The sequence below is a fragment of the Actinotalea caeni genome, assembly GCF_009733795.1.
GTDB classification, from domain to species: Bacteria; Actinomycetota; Actinomycetes; order Actinomycetales; family Beutenbergiaceae; genus Pseudactinotalea; species Pseudactinotalea caeni.
Genome location: NZ_WNXX01000019.1, coordinates 19275 through 35432, shown reverse-complemented (window position 1 = coordinate 35432; position 16158 = coordinate 19275). Strand labels below are relative to the sequence as shown.

The 16158-nt window shown below is 73.6% G+C and carries 14 protein-coding genes; 3 read left to right on the top strand and 11 right to left on the bottom strand.

Annotated elements, in window-relative coordinates; genetic code table 11:
- Positions 1–3 precede the first annotated feature (3 nt).
- The gene (locus tag GPA02_RS14840; RefSeq protein WP_240134072.1) at positions 4–801 is read right to left on the bottom strand and encodes a LysR family transcriptional regulator substrate-binding protein; all 798 of its coding nucleotides are present in this window, start codon (positions 799–801) and stop codon (positions 4–6) included.
- A gap of 49 nt (positions 802–850) precedes the next feature.
- Between GPA02_RS14840 and GPA02_RS14835 the strand changes: the two genes are divergently transcribed.
- Positions 851–1264: a DUF5997 family protein gene (locus tag GPA02_RS14835; protein ID WP_156201020.1), complete on the top strand. Its 414-nt coding sequence runs from the start codon at positions 851–853 to the stop codon at positions 1262–1264.
- 275 nt (positions 1265–1539) lie between these two features.
- Here GPA02_RS14835 and GPA02_RS14830 read toward each other — a convergent pair whose 3' ends face one another.
- Positions 1540–3171, bottom strand: coding sequence for a DUF222 domain-containing protein (locus GPA02_RS14830; RefSeq protein ID WP_156201018.1), 1632 nt, complete (start codon positions 3169–3171; stop codon positions 1540–1542).
- A 112-nt stretch (positions 3172–3283) separates the two neighbouring features.
- On the opposite strand from GPA02_RS14830, the gene dapB reads away from it, so the two are divergent.
- Entirely contained in the window at positions 3284–4024 is a 741-nt protein-coding gene (dapB, locus tag GPA02_RS14825; protein ID WP_156201016.1) for a 4-hydroxy-tetrahydrodipicolinate reductase, read from the top strand.
- Positions 4025–4050: 26 nt separating this feature from the next.
- On the opposite strand, the gene GPA02_RS14820 is transcribed toward dapB, so the two are convergent.
- From GPA02_RS14820 to GPA02_RS14810, 3 genes are all read right to left on the bottom strand, one after another.
- Positions 4051–4347, bottom strand: coding sequence for a YciI family protein (locus GPA02_RS14820; protein WP_156201014.1), 297 nt, complete (start codon positions 4345–4347; stop codon positions 4051–4053).
- A gap of 161 nt (positions 4348–4508) precedes the next feature.
- Complete coding sequence (locus tag GPA02_RS14815) at positions 4509–5114, bottom strand: TIGR00645 family protein (RefSeq protein WP_204986634.1); 606 nt, start codon at positions 5112–5114, stop codon at positions 4509–4511.
- Positions 5115–5223: 109 nt separating this feature from the next.
- The gene (locus GPA02_RS14810; RefSeq protein WP_162457794.1) at positions 5224–6564 is read right to left on the bottom strand and encodes an MFS transporter; all 1341 of its coding nucleotides are present in this window, start codon (positions 6562–6564) and stop codon (positions 5224–5226) included.
- Positions 6565–6698: 134 nt separating this feature from the next.
- Here GPA02_RS14810 and GPA02_RS14805 point away from each other — a divergent pair, with 134 nt between their 5' ends.
- Positions 6699–7547, top strand: a complete 849-nt coding sequence (locus tag GPA02_RS14805) for a LysR substrate-binding domain-containing protein (RefSeq protein ID WP_156201096.1) — start codon at positions 6699–6701, stop codon at positions 7545–7547.
- Here GPA02_RS14805 and GPA02_RS14800 read toward each other — a convergent pair.
- The 6 genes from GPA02_RS14800 to GPA02_RS14775 all read right to left on the bottom strand — a co-directional run bounded on the left by GPA02_RS14800 (position 7522) and on the right by GPA02_RS14775 (position 16146).
- Positions 7522–8904, bottom strand: a complete 1383-nt coding sequence (locus tag GPA02_RS14800; protein WP_156201008.1) for an MFS transporter — start codon at positions 8902–8904, stop codon at positions 7522–7524. The two genes, GPA02_RS14805 and GPA02_RS14800, sit on opposite strands and share 26 nt — an antisense overlap.
- Positions 8905–9060: 156 nt before the next feature.
- Positions 9061–10416 carry a M16 family metallopeptidase gene (locus GPA02_RS14795; RefSeq protein WP_156201006.1) on the bottom strand — a complete coding sequence of 452 codons (1356 nt, stop codon included), beginning with the start codon at positions 10414–10416 and terminating at the stop codon, positions 9061–9063.
- 14 nt (positions 10417–10430) lie between these two features.
- Positions 10431–12668, bottom strand: coding sequence for a polyribonucleotide nucleotidyltransferase (locus GPA02_RS14790; protein ID WP_156201004.1), 2238 nt, complete (start codon positions 12666–12668; stop codon positions 10431–10433).
- 196 nt (positions 12669–12864) lie between these two features.
- The gene (rpsO, locus tag GPA02_RS14785; protein WP_156201002.1) at positions 12865–13134 is read right to left on the bottom strand and encodes a 30S ribosomal protein S15; all 270 of its coding nucleotides are present in this window, start codon (positions 13132–13134) and stop codon (positions 12865–12867) included.
- Positions 13135–13316: 182 nt separating this feature from the next.
- A complete protein-coding gene (locus GPA02_RS14780; RefSeq protein WP_420809365.1) occupies positions 13317–14282 on the bottom strand; it encodes a bifunctional riboflavin kinase/FAD synthetase in 966 nt (321 codons plus the stop codon).
- Between the two features lie 100 nt (positions 14283–14382).
- A complete protein-coding gene (locus tag GPA02_RS14775; protein ID WP_204986633.1) occupies positions 14383–16146 on the bottom strand; it encodes a DUF4185 domain-containing protein in 1764 nt (587 codons plus the stop codon).
- Positions 16147–16158: the final 12 nt, after the last annotated feature.

Here is a 16158-nt window from a genome sequence, read left to right as displayed (position 1 = left end):
GCGTCAGCGCCGGCGCCGACCTCGGCGAGGCGGCGAGGTGCGGCGCGCGCCGCCCCGACCCTGCTGGGTGCGGTCCTGCTGGGTGCGGCGGGGCGTGCTCGTCGCGGCGGGCGCCGCTGGCGCCGTGGGCTCGCGCCGCCCGCGCGAGCTGTTGACGGTGCGGCCGCGCACGATGCCGACGAGGTCCTCGGTGCGCTCGTCCTCGCGCGCGATGGCCCAGGCCAGCCCGACGGGCGCACCGGGGCCGCCTGCGAGCGTGCGGACCGCGGTGTCCTTGCGGTGGTGGAGCCGCGCGAGCGAGCGGGGCACGACGGCGACGCCGATGCCGGCGGCGACGAGGGCGATCGCGTCGACCGTCGTCGCGGGTGTCTCCAGCGGCGGCCGGCCGGGCGGGTCGACGGCGTCGTCCTCGGCGCCGGGACGGCCTCGCCAGGGCAGGACGTCGTCGGCGGGCTGCAGCACGATCTCGTCGGCGAGGTCGGCCGGCGTGACGGCCTCGTCCTCGTCGAGCGCGGCGAGCAGGTGGTCGCGCGGCACGACGACGACCGGCTCCTCGACGTAGAGCGGGATGGCGTGCAGGACGTCGCGGTCGACCGGCAGCCGGAGGATCGCGGCGTCGAGCGCGCCGTCGACGACCGCACGCTCGGCGTCGGCCGCAGGCAGGGGCACGAGCTCCAGCGGTGTCCCCGGGTGGCGGGCGCGCCACGTGCGGGCCCACTTCGCCGGCGTGGCTCCCGGCACGAACCCGAGCCGGAACGGTGCGCCGGGCCGGGTCGGGTCGCTCGTCGCGGGCTCGTCCACCTCGCCAGGGTAGGCGGGCGGGCCGCTGCCGCGCTCTACGCTGGGGGCCATGACCACGGACTCCGCCAGGCCCGAGCCCTCGCCACGGGCGATGAAGCCCGCGACGGCGGCGAAGAAGCTGGGCGTGTACCTGCCCGCGACGCCGGAGGAGTTCCGCGCCGGCGGCATCAGCCGCGAGGAGCTGCGGGAGCTGCAGGAGAACCCGCCGGAGTGGCTGACCGAGCTGCGTCGCAACGGCCCGCACCCCCGACCCGTCGTGGCGGGCCGGCTGGGGGTCTCGATCTCCGGCCTGGCGCGCGGCGGGGTCGACGAGGCCCTCACGACCGAGCAGATCGACGAGCTCCGGCGCAACCCGCCGCCGTGGCTCGTCGAGGAGCGCGAGCGGTTCGCACGGGTGCGCGCCGAGGAGGAGCGGCTGCGCGCCGCTCAGCGTGCCGAGGGGTCCGAGCCCCCGGAGGGCTGAGCTCGGCGTGCCCTCGGTCACGGGCCGCGGGCGGCCAGACCGCGCGGGCCGCGCGAGCTCCTCAGGCTGGTCGCGCGAGTCGGCGACGCACCTGATCGAGGTCGAGCACGTCGGCCCGGCGGGCGGTGCGTGGTGCCGGGCACGTCTGCCGAGGCGTCCGGGTGCACACCCGGGGCGTCCTCACCCCGTGTCGAGGTCGAGCACGTCGGCCCGGCGGGCGGTGCGTGGTGCCGGGCACGTCTGCCGAGGCGTCCGGGTGCACACCCGGGGCGTCCTCACCCCGTGTCGACGAACCCGACGGTGACGTCGTGCCAGCTGCTCCCTCGAACGGCTACCTCCTGAGCGGCGGTGGGGCCGGGGTCGCACGGCGCCGTGCGATCGCTGCTCGTCACCGAGCCGCGCGATGCGCGGGTGGGCGGGTGCGAGCCCGGCAGCTCGGACGCGTCGACAGCCCGTCCGCCGATGCCGACGGGGTCGTGGATCCCGTTGAGCGGTGCGGTGACGCCGTTCGTGACGAGCCAGCACGCGCCCGCGGGTGAGCGCCACAGCCAGATCCCCGGCGCTGGGCTTGCGACCCGCCAGCCGCCCTTGTCCTTGGCGCGGTGGTGCTTGCGGCAGAGCTTGTGCGTGCCGAGCGTGCTGGTGGTCCGAGTGACGCGGTACGGGGTGCGGTGGTCGACATCGGCGGCTCGGGCGCGACGCTGGCAGAACGGGAACGTACAGTAGCCGGCGTTCAGCAGCGCGAGCTGCTCGCGCAGTCGCGGCGGCGCCACGTAGCCGGTGTACGTCAGCGGTTCGGCGAGATCGAGCACGGGCCTGACGGTCACGGCCGAGTGCCCCACGATCTCGCGCGCCTGCGCCGGGCTCAACGCACCAGCGCGCTCCTCGCACCACGTCCCGCTGGCGCGATCGAGGTGGACGTACAGCACGGTCGACCGCGAGCGGACCAGCCCGTCCAGCAGCGCCGGCGGCAGCCCGGCGGCGCCGGCTGCACCGCACGCTCTCCCCTGGACGTGGCTCCGGTCCCCGTCGTCAGGCGCGGTCGCGTGCACGTCCCCGGCGCGACGGTCGCTCGCCCCGCTCGAGCCGCTTCTCCCCTGCTCGTCGACGACGCGGTCGCGACGCACCTCGTGGAGCGCGTCGAGCAACGCGGGATCGGCGAGCAGTCCGAGCGCGACCGCTCGCAGCACCGCGCACGGGCGGTCGTCGCCGACGTCCGCCAGCCATCCCGCGATCTCGCTCAGGCGGGCGTCGAGCCTCGCCGCGTCGCCGGCAGCGAGGCGCGCCGCGAGGTCGGTCGCACCACCCGCCTCGTGCACGACGTCGACGTACAGCGAGGCCGCGACGGCCGCCTCGGCCTCCTCCGCCGTCTGCGGCCCACGCACTGTGAGCACCGCCTGGTCGACGAGCGCCCTGAGCCGGCTGGTCGGCACCAGCGCCACGACGGGGAGCGGACCGCGCCCGGTGTGCCGAGCCTGCACGAGCCGGGCGTCGACGAGGCCCGCCTGCTCGGCGCTGAGCTCGCGGGTGCGCCGCGCGATCACGCGGGCGCGCGCGAACGGCAGGTCGCCGCAGCGCACCGCCGCTGCGACTCGCGGCAGCCGGCACGACAGGTCGAGCACGTCGGCGCACAGGCTCGTCGCGGCAGGCTGACCGAGCGCCAGCGCGGCCGCCACCTCGCAGACCGTGAGCTCCGGCACGCGCGGAGCACCCGGCCCACCGAGCGCGACGAGCTCCTCGCCCCCCGGGACCGAGACCCGCGGCGGCACCCACGCCTGCGCCGCCTCGAGGAGGTACTGCGCGAGGTGGTCGAGCCGCGCACCCTCCATCCGCGTCACCTCCCGGTCCGCGGCGACGGCCGCGCGCAGCGCACCGTCACCGGTCAGACCGAGCGGTAGAACATCCATGCGAGCACGCTGCCAGGCACCACTGACATCTGGCCACGAGCGGCGCGTGCGCTCCCCCACCACCCTCCGGACGCCGACCACACCTCGCGGCGGACCGCCCTATCGTGGCGACATGGCTGGTCTGCGGGTCGCGGTGATCGGCGCCGAGGGGCGCATGGGACGGACGGTGTGCGACGCCGTCGAGAAGGCCGACGACCTGGAGCTCGTCGCGCGGCTCGACGTCGGGGACGACATCGGCGACCTCGCCGGTGCGGCCGATGTCGGCGTCGACTTCACGGTGCCCGACGCCGCCGAGGCGAACGTGCACGCCCTCCTCGACGCCGGGATGCACGCCGTCGTCGGCACGACCGGGTGGCACGACGACGCCCTGCAGCGTGTGCGCGACCGGCTGGCCGACACACCCCTCGGCGTGGTGGTCGCCCCGAACTTCGCGCTCTCCGCCGTGCTCGCCATGCGGTTCGCCGCGCAGGCGGCGCGCTGGTTCGACAGCGTCGAGGTCGTCGAGCTGCACCACCCCGAGAAGGTCGACGCGCCGTCCGGCACCGCGATCCACACCGCGCGGGCGATCGCGGCCGCGCGGCGCGAGGCGGACGTGCCGCCCGGGCCCGACGCCACCACCTCGGGGCTCGACGGCGCGCGCGGCGCCAGCGTCGACGGCGTCCCCGTGCACGCGGTCCGGCTCCGCGGGCTCGTGGCGCACGAGGAGATCCTGCTCGGCAACCCCGGCGAGCTGCTGACGATCCGCACCGACTCCTTCGACCGCAGCTCCTTCATGCCCGGCGTGCTGCTCGCCGTGCGCCGCGTCGTCCACCGCCGCGGGCTGACGCTCGGGCTCGACGCGCTCCTCGACTGAGGACTCGGCCCAGCGACCGGCTCGCGCTAGCCGGTCGCGCCGGCCTCGCCGAGGTCGAGCACGGCCCACTCGCGCACGCTCGTGACCGACGCCGCCGGCTGCGCACCGGCGAAGTACGGGTCGTCGGCGAGCACGTCGTCGAGCGCCGCACGGTCGGCGACGTCGTAGACCAGCAGCGCCCCGCTGCCGTCGGCCAGCGGTCCCGCCATCCGCAGCGCACCCGTGGCGTGCAGGCCGGCGAGGTAGGTCCGGTGCGCCGGGCGCACCGAGAGGCGGTAGTCGTCGTCCTGGTCGAACGCGAGCTCCACGACGTAGATCGGCATGAGCGCACGCTAGCGCCACACGCGGCCAGCGGTGCGTCCATGTCCACCGCGCACGAGCTCGTACCCACGTACCGACCTCGTACCGCGCACCGTACGAGATCGGCACGGCGCTACGAGGTCGCCCTGAGGACGGGGCCGGGCGCGGTCACTCCGTCGCACGCTCAGCGCCCGAGCGGCACCTCGGCCTCCGCGCGGGCGTTGGCGGCGCGCTGGTGCGCCGTCAGCGACATGCGGTCGATCCAGGCGAGCGCGACCGCGGAGACGATGAAGGCCAGGTGGATGAGCGTCTGCCACAGCATGTCGGTCTCGGTGGGCGGCTCGATCCCGTCGATGACCTGCCCCGAGGCGATGAACGTCCGCAGCAGGTGGATCGAGGAGATGCCGACGATGCTCATCGCCAGCTTCGTCTTGAGGACGTTGGCGTTGACGTGGCTCAGCCACTCCGGCTGGTCGGGGTGGCCGTCGATCCGCAGCCGGGACACGAAGGTCTCGTAGCCGCCGACGATCACCATGATGAGCAGGTTGGAGATCATCACGACGTCGACGAGCCCGAGGACGGCCAGCATCGTCGTGGCCTCGTTCATGTCACCGGGGTGCAGGATCACCTCGTGGATGAGGTGCCACAGCTCCACCATGAACTGCCAGACGTAGACGACCTGGGCGACGATGAGGCCGAGGTACAGCGGGGCCTGCAGCCAGCGCGACAGGAAGATGAAGTGACCGAGCGGAGCGATCGGGCGCTGGGGCTGGTCGGGAGACGACGTCACGGCGCGCAAGGCTAACAACGCGCCGCCCCGCCGCCGACGTCACGCGACCGGTCGATCTGCCCATGTGGCGAACGCCACGTGGGCCGTCGTCGACGGTCGACGCCGTGCCTCAGGCGGCGCGGTGGAGGTCGCGCGGCTGCACGTACAGGAAGCCCCGGCCGGGGCGGTCGTGCAGGATCACGACCGGGCGCAGCCGGCGGCGGTGCGCGAGCAGCGAGCCGACGACGAGGGCGCCGAGCAGCGGACCGCTCGCGGTCGCGAGCATCGCGGCCTGGGCGCCCCAGTGGTCGGCGACGAACCCGATCAGCGTGCCCGAGGCCGCCTGCGCGCCGAACAGCACCATGACGTAGACCGCCATCACGCGGCCGCGCATCTGCGGGTCGACCGTCGTCTGGATGAGGGTGTTGCCGCCCGTGAGGTAGAGCAGCGTCACGGCACCGACGGCGACCAGCACCAGCGCGAACAGCACCTGCGCCCCCGTGAGCGCCGCCGCCAGCTGCAGCAGGCCCACTCCGAGCGCGAGGTAGACCAGCTGGCGCAGGCCCACGCGCACGCGCCGCGTCGAGGCCACCGAGCCGATGACGGCGCCGGTGGCGAGCGAGGCGCTGAGCAGCCCGTAGCCACCCGCGCCGGACCCGAAGACCCGGTCGGCGTAGGCGGTGAGGACCGTCGCGAGGTTGATGCCGGTGAGCGCGACGAACCCGATGAGCACGATCGTCCACAGGATGACCGGACGGTCGAGGATGTGCTGGAGCCCTGCGCGCAGCTGGCCGCGGTCGCGCGGCACGCGCGGCGCCGCCCGGAGCCGGCTCGGGTCCATCCGCGCCAGCAGGCTCACGGCGACGACGCCGGCCGCGGAGTTGAGCAGGAACGAGGGACCCTCGCCGATCGCGGCGATGCTGACGCCGGCGAGCGCGGGCCCGACGAGCCCGCCCATCTGGAACACGGTCGAGTTGAGGCTGATCGCGTTGCGGAGGTTGTCACCGCCCGCGACCTCGACGACGAACGCCTGCCGGGCCGGGTTGTCGGCCACGATCGCGAGCCCCAGCACGAACGCGCTCACGAGGATGTGCCACGGCTGCACGAGCCCGGTGACGACCAGCAGCCCGAGGCCGAGCGCGGTCGCCGCGAACAGCGACTGCGTGACCATGAGGATCTTCCGCTTGTCGTAGCGGTCGGCCAGCATGCCGCCCCACAGCCCGAACAGCAGCATCGGGCCCATCTGGAGCGTGACGGTCAGACCGACGAGCGCGACGTTCCCGGACAGCTGGAGGATCAGCCAGTCCTGGGCGATGCGCTGCATCCACCCGAGCGGGTTGGTCAGCAGCTGCGAGGCGACGTAGAGCCGGTAGTTCGGCACGTGCAGCGACGGGAAGGTCCGCAGCAGCGTGCGGCCGGGTGCGGAGGCGATGCGGGAGAGATCGAGTCGGGGGCGGGCGGCGACGGTCACGGTGTCCTGGTCTCGAAGAGTGTCGTAACGTTTCGACCTACGACGGTACCTGGCAGGATGACGTTCGTCTCCCCTTATCCGCCCTATAGGCGTCATCACTCGGCGTGATGATCGCCACGTCTAGCGGGGTCACCGTGTTCGAGCCGCAGCACCTGCGCACCTTCCTCGCCGTCGCGTCGACGCTCAGCTTCACGCGCGCCGCCCAGCTGCTGGAGGTCAGCCAGCCGAGCGTGAGCCAGCAGATCAAGCGGCTCGAGGAGAAGTGCGGCCGGCAGCTGCTCGTGCGCGACACGCACTCGGTCGCGCTCACCGAGCACGGCGAGGCGATGGCCGGCTTCGCACGGACGATCCTCGCCGCGCACTCCGACGCCGAGGCGTACTTCGCCTCCCCCACCATGACCGGCCGGCTGCGGTTCGGCGCGGCGGACGACCTCGCCCTCGCCCAGCTGCCGAGCGTGCTGCGCGCGTTCCGCCAGCTCCACCCGTCGGTGCAACTGGAGCTCACGGTCGGGCAGACGTCGATGCTGCGCCGCCGTCTCGACGCCAACCAGCTCGACCTCGTGTTCGTCAAGGAGGCGCCCGGGACGACGACCGGAACCCTGGTGCGCCGCGACCCGCTCGTGTGGATCGGCGCCCCGGGCACGCGGATCAGCCCGGACGAGCCGATCCCCCTGGTGGCCTACTCGGCGCCCTCGCTCAGCCGGCTCACCGCCACCCGGGTGCTCGCCGAGGCCGACCGCAGCTGGCGGATCACCTGCAAGGTGCTCGAGGTCAACGGCGTGCTCGCCGCCGTCCGCGCCGGCATCGGCGTCGCGCCGTTCCCGGCGTCGCTGGTGCCCGCGGACCTGGTGGTGCTCCCGCCCGGTCCGGACCTGCCGGCGCTGGGCGACGTCGACATCACGCTGCTCGCCAACCCGCTCTCGGAGCGCGGCCCGATCGAGGCGCTGAGCACGGCGATCATCCGTCACCGGTCGGGCGGCTGAGCACGAGCGAGGACCCGGCGTCCACGGCCGTGGAGGCGGCCACGGGCCGGATGTAGACCCATCCCCGGCCCGGCCGGTCCCGCAGCACCAGGGTCGGGCGCAGCCCGCGCAGGCGCGCGAGGCACAGGCCGACGACGACCGCACCCGTCAGCGGCCCCGCAGCGCTGACGACCATCGCCGCCGGGGCGCCGTGGGCCTGCGCGACGGCACCGACGAGCAGCCCCGACGCGGCCTGCGCCGCGACGCAGACGAGTGTGTAGAGCGCGAGCACACGACCGCGCAGGTGCGGCCACACGCTCGCCTGGACGAGCGACATGCTCCCCACGAGGTAGACGTTCGCCACGAACCCGAACGCAGCCATCACGACAAGCAGACCCGGCGCCGCGCTCAGCCGCGACGCGACCAGTAGCAGCAGTGCCACACCCAGCACCAGGTAGACGAGACGGCGCAGACCGGGCTGCCCCCAGCGTCCTGCGCAGATCGAGCCCAGCACCGCGCCCGCCGCCACCGCGGCCGTGAGCTGGCTGTACCCGCTCGCCCCCGACCGCAGCACGTCGTCGGCGTAGGCGGCCAGCACGGTGGCGAGGTTGATGCCCGTGATCGACACGAACCCGATCAGCACGACCGGCCACAGGACGTGCGGCGTGGCGCGGGCGTACCTGGCGGCCTCGACGAGCTGCCCGCGGGAGCGCTCGAGCCGCGGCACGGTCTCCAGGCCGGCCGGCTCGATGCGGGCGAGGAGCAGCACCGCGACCACCTGAGCGACGGCGTTGGTGACGAACGCAGGCGCGTTGCCCAGCAGCGCGATGCTCACACCAGCGAGCGCGGGGCCGAGGAGCGCTCCGCACTGGAGGATCGTCGTGTTGAGCGCGACCGCCTGGCGCACGTTCGCCGTGCCCGCGACCTCCGGCAGGAACGCCTCCCGGGTCGGCACGTCGACGGCCGTGACGAGTCCGAGCACCAGCGCGGCCAGCAGCACGTGCCAGCCCGCGACCCAGCCCCCGAGCACCAGCACGGCCAGCGTCAGCGAGGCGGTGCCGCCTACAGCGTGGGAGAGCATCAGCAGGCGGCGCTTGGAGCGGCGGTCCGCCAGCACGCCGCCCCACATGCCGAGGAACAGGATCGGTCCGAGCTGCAGGGCCACGGTCAGGCCGACCATCGCGACGCTGCCGGTCAGCTCCAGCACGAGCCAGTCCTGCGCGATGCGCTGCATCCATCCGGAGGTGTTCACGATCGCGATCGTCGCCGCGTACCGGCGGTAGCCACGGCGACCGAGCACCGGGTAGGCGGCGACAGCACGACGCCGCAGGGACGGCCGGGGCGCGCTCGGCGCGCCGTGCGTGGAGGTGACGGTCACGCCACGTGTCCGCTCTCGAGTCGGAACGTTTCGACCCGGAGAGGCTACCCGTGCACCTCCCGCCGCGGAGCCGCAGGACGCCTGCGCCCGTCCCCGACGTGCGCAGCAATAGCTGCTATGACGCCTGGCTATCGCCGCGCCCGGCGGCTCGGTGCCTCAGGCGGGCAGCAGCCGCGCGGCGACGTCGTCGTCGAACGGACCGACGACGACGAGGTGGCGCGGCTGCGCCACCAGGTCGGCCGCCAGCGCGCGGACGTCCTCGGCGGTGACGGCGCGGATCCGGTCGAGGTTGTCCTCGACGGTCGTCAGCTCGCCCAGCGTGATCTCGGCGCGCCCGAGCCGTGACATCCGCGAGCCGGAGTCCTCCAGGCCGAGCACGAGCCCGCCGCACACCTGGCCGATGCCGCGCGCGAGCTCCTCGGCGTCGACCGGCTCGTCCGCCAGCAGCCGCAGCTGGTCGTCGAGGATCGCGACGACGTCGCCCACCTTGCTCGGCGCGCACCCGGCGTAGAGGCCGAAGAGCCCCGCGTCGGTGTAGCCGGAGGAGAACGAGTAGACCGAGTAGGCCAGGCCGCGCTTCTCGCGCACCTCCTGGAACAGCCGGGAGCTCATCGAACCGCCCAGCACCGCGTTGAGCACGGTCATCGTGAACCGGCGCTCGTCGTTGGCGACCAGCCCGAGCCCGCCGAGCAGGACGTTCGCCTGCTCGGTGGGCCGCGAGACGGTCAGCGCCGACCCGCTGCCCGGGATGCCCTTGAGCTCACCGGGGTGACGGCGCGCCGCCGGCAGCGCACCACCGGGCAGCTCCCAGCCGCCGGTCGTGACGGCGTCGAGCACCTGCGCGCACAGCGCGTCGTGGTCGACGCCGCCCGCGGCGGTGATGACCAGCTCGCTCGGCACGTAGGTGCGTCGGTAGTGCGCGAGCACGGCGTCGCGCGGCACCGCCTGGATCGTCTCGGCGGTACCGCCGATCGGGCGACCCAGCGCGTGCTGCCCGAAGACGGCCTCGGCGAAGCGCTCGTGCGCGACGTCGGTCGGGTCGTCCTCGTTCATGGCGAGCTCCTCGAGGATGACCCCGCGCTCGCTCTCCAGCTCGTCGGCGTCGAGCAGCGCGGAGGTCACCATGTCGAGGATGACGTCGGTCGCCATCGGCAGGTCGGCGTCGAGCACCCGCGCGTAGTAGCAGGTGTGCTCCTTGCCGGTCGCGGCGTTGGCCTCGCCGCCGACGGCGTCGAACGCGGACGCGATGTCCATCGCGGTCCGGCGCGGCGTCCCCTTGAACAGCAGGTGCTCGAGGAAGTGCGTCGAGCCGTGGTGGCCGTCGTGCTCGTCCCGCGAGCCGACGGCCACCCACGCGCCGATCGACGCCGAGCGCTGCGCAGGCATGGCCTCCGTCAGCACCCGGATGCCGCCGGGCAGGACGGAGCGTCGCACCGTCCCGGACCCGTCGCCGGCCTCGATCGTCAGCTCGGTGCCCGGCTCCCCCGCCGGGCCGAGGATCAGCTCAGGCACAGGCCTCGGCTGCCTCAGGCGTCGACCGACTGGTCGGCCGGGGCGTCCGCCCCGCCGTCACCGGCCTCGTCCTCCTCGACGACCGCGTGCAGCGAGAGCTTCCCGCGCGGGTCGATCTCGGCGAGCTCGACCTGGACCTTCTGGCCCACGCTGAGCACGTCCTCGACCGCGTCGATCCGCTTGCCGCCGACGAGGCGACGGACCTGGCTGATGTGCAGCAGGCCGTCCTTGCCGGGCGTGAGCGAGACGAACGCGCCGAAGGAGGTGGTCTTGACGACCGTGCCGACGAACCGCTCGCCGACCTCGGGCATGTGCGGGTTGGCGATCGCGTTGATCGCCTGCCGCGCCGCCTCGGCCGACGGGCCGTCGGTCGCGCCGATGAACACGGTGCCGTCGTCCTCGATCGAGATGTCGGCGCCGGTGTCGTCCTGGATCTGGTTGATCATCTTGCCCTTGGGGCCGATGACCTCGCCGATCTTGTCGACCGGCACCTTGACCGTGATGACGCGCGGCGCCGTCGGGGCCATCTCGTCCGGGGCGTCGATGGCCTCGGCCATGACGTCGAGGATGTGGAGGCGGGCCTCCTTGGCCTGGGTCAGCGCCGAGCCGAGCACGTGCGCCGGGATGCCGTCGAGCTTGGTGTCGAGCTGGATCGCCGTGACGAACTCGCGGGTGCCGGCGACCTTGAAGTCCATGTCGCCGAAGGCGTCCTCCGCACCGAGGATGTCGGTGAGGGCGGCGTACTTGGTCTCGCCGTCGATCGTCTCGCTGACCAGACCCATCGCGATGCCCGCGACCGGGGCGCGCAGCGGCACACCGGCGTTGAGCAGCGACAGCGTCGAGGCGCAGACCGAGCCCATCGAGGTCGAGCCGTTGGAGCCCAGCGCCTCGCTCACCTGACGGATCGCGTAGGGGAACTCCTCGCGCGTCGGCAGCACCGGCACGATCGCGCGCTCGGCGAGCGCGCCGTGGCCGATCTCGCGGCGCTTGGGCGAGCCCACGCGACCGGTCTCACCGGTCGAGTAGGGCGGGAAGTTGTAGTTGTGCATGTAGCGCTTGCGCGTCTGCGGCGACAGCGTGTCGAGCTGCTGCTCCATCTTGAGCATGTTCAGCGTGGTGACACCCAGGATCTGGGTCTCGCCGCGCTCGAACAGCGCCGAGCCGTGCACTCGCGGGATGACCTCGACCTCGGCGGACAGCGTGCGGATGTCGCGCAGGCCACGGCCGTCGATGCGGAAGCCGTCGGAGATGATGCGGCGGCGGATGAGCTTCTTCTGCACGCTGCGGTAGGCGGCGGTGAGCTCCTTCTCGCGACCCTCGAAGCGGGCCTGCAGCGCGGCGACCATCTCGTCCTTGATCTCGTCGAGGCGGTTCTCGCGCTCCTGCTTGCCCGCGATCGACAGGGCCTCCTCGAGGGCCTGCGTGACGTGGCCCTCGACGGCGGCGTAGGCGTCGTCGGCGTAGTCCGGGAACAGCGGGAACTCCTGCACGTCCTTCGCGACGCGGCCAGCGAGGTCGATCTGCGCCTGCGCCAGCACGCGGATCGGGGCCTTGGCGGCCTCGAGACCCTCGGCGACGACCTCCTCGGTCGGGGCGGTGGCGCCCTGCTCCTTGATGAGCGTCCAGGCGTTGTCGGTGGCCTCGGCCTCGATCATCGCGATCGCGACGTCGTCACCGACGATCCGGCCGGCGACGACCATCGAGAAGACGGCGCGCTCCAGCTCGGAGTAGCGCGGGAACGCGACCCACTGGCCGTCGATCAGCGCGATGCGGACGGCGCCGACCGGGCCGGAGAACGGCAGGCCGGAGATCTGGGTGGAGATCGAGGCGCCGTTGATCGCGACGACGTCGTAGGCGTCGTCGGGGTGGACCGAGAGCACGGTCTCGACGACCTGCACCTCGTTGCGCAGGCCCTTGACGAAGAGCGGGCGCAGCGGGCGGTCGATCAGGCGGCAGGCCAGGATCGCCTCGGTCGAGGGACGGCCCTCGCGACGGAAGAACGAGCCGGGGATCTTGCCCGCGGCGTACTGGCGCTCCTCGACGTCGACGGTCAGGGGGAAGAAGTCGAAGCCCTCGCGCGGGTGCTTGCCCGCGGTGGTCGTCGACAGCACCATCGTCTCCTCGTCGAGGTAGACGGCGACGGCTCCGCCGGCCTGCTTGGCCAGCCGACCGGTCTCGAAGCGGACGGTGCGCGTGCCGAAGGAGCCGTTGTCGATGACGGCCTCGGCGAACTGGATCTCGGGACCCTCCATGGGTGCCCTCCTTCGTGGTTCGGCCCGCGGCTTCACCTGGTCATCGATCGAGGCTCACGGACGGCGTGCCGTTCCGGGAGCCACTACCGAGGACCAGCGGGGCCGGGGGTTCGTGGGTTGTTGAGTTGTTCTGCTGCCCGGCTGGTGCCGGACATGAGTACCGGCCCGGACCCAGCGGGTCCGGGCCGGCGGAGCGCTATCGGCGCAGGCCGAGCCGCTCGATGAGCGAGCGGTAGCGCTCGATGTCGATGCTGCGCAGGTAACCGAGGAGGCGGCGACGCTGACCGACGAGGAGCAGCAGACCACGACGGCTGTGGTGGTCGTGCTTGTGCTCCTTGAAGTGCTCGGTCAGGTCCTTGATGCGCCGCGTCAGCAGCGCGACCTGCACCTCGGGGGAGCCGGTGTCGCCCGGGTGGGTCGCGTACTCGGCGATGATCTGCTTCTTCACTGCGGGATCCAGGGCCACTGGCTCTCCTTCGTCACTCGTTGCGCGGAGCGCCGGGGCACGTTCACCCGGGCATGACAAGACCGCGGCCGATTCACACGGCGAGGTTCAGACTATCAGCACGCGCACGGGCCCCGAGATCGCGGCCGCGGTGGCGCGGGTCACAGCGCCGCGGCACCGGCGGCGCGGCCGGCGCAGCCGCCTCACGCGAGCGGCCGAGCGACGCCGAGCAGCTCGGCCGCGCGCTCGACGTCGGCGTGCATCTGGGCGATCAGCGGCTCGATGCCCTCGTACCGCAGCGTCGGCCGCAGGTGGTGGGTGAACTCGACGACGACCTCCTCGTCGTAGAGGTCGAGGTCGGTGCGGCCCAGCACGTGCGCCTCCACCTGGCGCACCTCGCCGTCGAACGTCGGGTTGGTGCCGACCGAGATCGCGGCGGGCAGCTGCTCGGCGTCGGCGCGGCCGAAGCGTCGCCACAGCCAGCCGGCGTAGACGCCGTCGGCGGGGACGGTGCCCGAGGAGGCGGGCGACAGGTTCGCCGTCGGGAACCCGAGCTCGCGGCCGCGGGCCTCGCCGTGCACGACGACGCCGCGCATCCGGTGCGGGCGGCCGAGCACGGCCTGCGCCTGCTCGACGTCGCCCGCGGCGAGCAGCTCGCGCACCCAGGTCGAGGACCACCGCCGCCGGGTCCCCGCGGCCTCGATGTCGTGGACGATGTCGACCGCGAACCCCAGCTCCTCCCCCAGCGCGCGCATGGTCTCGCGATCGCCCGCGTTGTCGCGGCCGAAGCGGATGTCCTCGCCGACGACGACGCGCCGCACGTGCAGCGCGTCGACCAGGTAGCGCGAGACGAACTCCCGGGGCGTCTGCGCGGCGAACGCGAGGTCGTAGCGGATGACCAGGGTGGCGTCGAGGCCCGTCTCGGCCAGCAGCGCGAGCCGGTCCTCCAGCCCGGTGAGCAGCACCGGGGAGTCGTCGGGGCGGTGCACGGCGGCGGGGTGCGGGTCGAACGTGACGGCGACCGCGAGCGCCCCGGTGGCGCGGGCGGCGGCGATCGTCACGCCGAGCACGGAGCGGTGCCCGAGGTGGACGCCGTCGAAGTTGCCGATCGTGGCGACGCTGGCGCGCAGGTCGTCGGGCACCTCCTCGATCCCGTGCCAGACCTGCACGTGCACCATCTCCCTCGGCTCCTCGACGGTCGGACCGCTGACAAGAGTGCCACCACCGCGGGTGTCGTTCCGAATCAGGATGGGTGCGGCCGTGCACCGGTCAGCCCGCGGCGAGCACCTCCAGCGCGGCGACCGTCGTGTACCGCGCGCTGCCGCCGGGCGCACCGGCGAGCCGGACGCCGTCGACCGTGACGGCGTCGAACGAGAACGTGTAGCGGTCGGCGTCACCGGGGCCAGCCTCGGGGTAGGCGGGGCTGACGCGCACCCCCGCGAGCGGCACCCAGGCGCCGTCCTGCCGCACCTCGAGCGCCGGCGCGCCCTCGAACCAGCCGCCGTCGTCGTCGGTGGGCCCCGGCGTGAGGACGACCCGGTCGATCGTCACCGGCTGCGGCCACACGACTCCCCACTCGTCGCGGTCCTTGATCGAGGCGTTCCAGGACGAGGCGTGGGTGCCCGGGTCGCCGTCGACGACGGCGTCGAGGCGGCCGAGGTGGGCGTGGGTCGCGACCAGGACGGCCCCGCTGCCGGAGCCCGGTTGCGCGAGATCGGTGCCGCGCTCGGCCTCGAACGGCTCGGCGTCGGGGTCGGCGAGGGTGAGCGTGAGCGGTCGCAGCGCGAAGTGGTAGGTCGTCACCTCCTCGGGCGTGGCCGCACCGACGAACCAGTTCGCCTGCGCCCACAGCCGCAGGCCGTCGTCGGAGATGAACTTCGACGGCGTCGTGACGGCGTACCCGCCGTTGACCCAGCCGTCCGGGTTGTCCTGCCCGTACCAGGGGTAGGGGCCGAAGTCCTTGTGCTCGAACAGCGTCCACGGCCCCCACGGCGTGGGCGACTCGTAGAGCTCCCAGGTGAACTCGGTCCAGGACGTGTACAGGTACCGGTCGATCGGGGCGTCGTAGACGACACCGCCCTGCGCGACCACCGTCGAGTCCCACGGCCCGTCGACGGTGAGCGTCGGGTAGACGCGCCGCTCGTCGTGCAGCACCGGCTGCCGGTCGGCGACGTCGTCCGACCAGACCGGAGCCTCGCCGTCGGTGCCCGCGAAGAACTGCCAGGCGGACCGGTCCTGGATCGCCGCGGCCGGGACGCGCGCGAGGTAGAGGTCCACCGGGTCCGGCACGACGTCGGTGAAGGAGTCGCGCCAGTTGTTGTCGAGGCCGTACGCGTAGACGAAGTCCTCGCCGCCCGGCTCGACGACGCCGGCGAGCCCGTTGCTCTGCCCGAGGTCGAGGAACATCACGGTCGTGAACACGTAGTCGTCGAACATCGGCCCGTCCTCGGGCCAGGTCCAGGTGCGGCCGTAGTCGTCGGAGCGCACGATCGTGGCCGCCGGGGCGTCGTTGAACGCGTGCTGGGAGGGTGGCTTCCGCAGGTCCTGGACGGCGAGGTAGAGCTCGTCGCGACCGTCGCCGTCGCCGTCGACGGCGACCATCCCGGTCGGCTTGCGGTTGTACTGGTGGGCGTCGGTCCAGATCGGCGCCACGAGGTGCCCCGCCGCGAGCCGCTCGCCGGTCAGCCCGGTCTCGGGCGTGCCCTCGACGCGGTTGACGACGATGTCGGCCCACGGCGCCGTCGTCGAGAACCCGCGCCCGTCGCCGTTGGCGGTGTACAGGGCGCCGTCGTCGGCCCACGCCGAGGGCCACAGGTCGCCGTCGCTGTCGGTGCGCACGGTCGAGTGGGCCGGGACGTCGACCGTGGCGAAGAAGGTCGAGGTTGGTGCGTGGGGGTCCTGCGGTGGCGGCATGGCGGGCTCCGACGACGAGGTGCAGGCGGCGAGGGCGAGCAGCGTCGCCGCGACCGCGGTGCAGGCGACCGTGCGGCGCGCGCCCGGACGCGTGGGGGTGGTCGGTCCGGCCAGCGGCACGCCTCGCTCCTT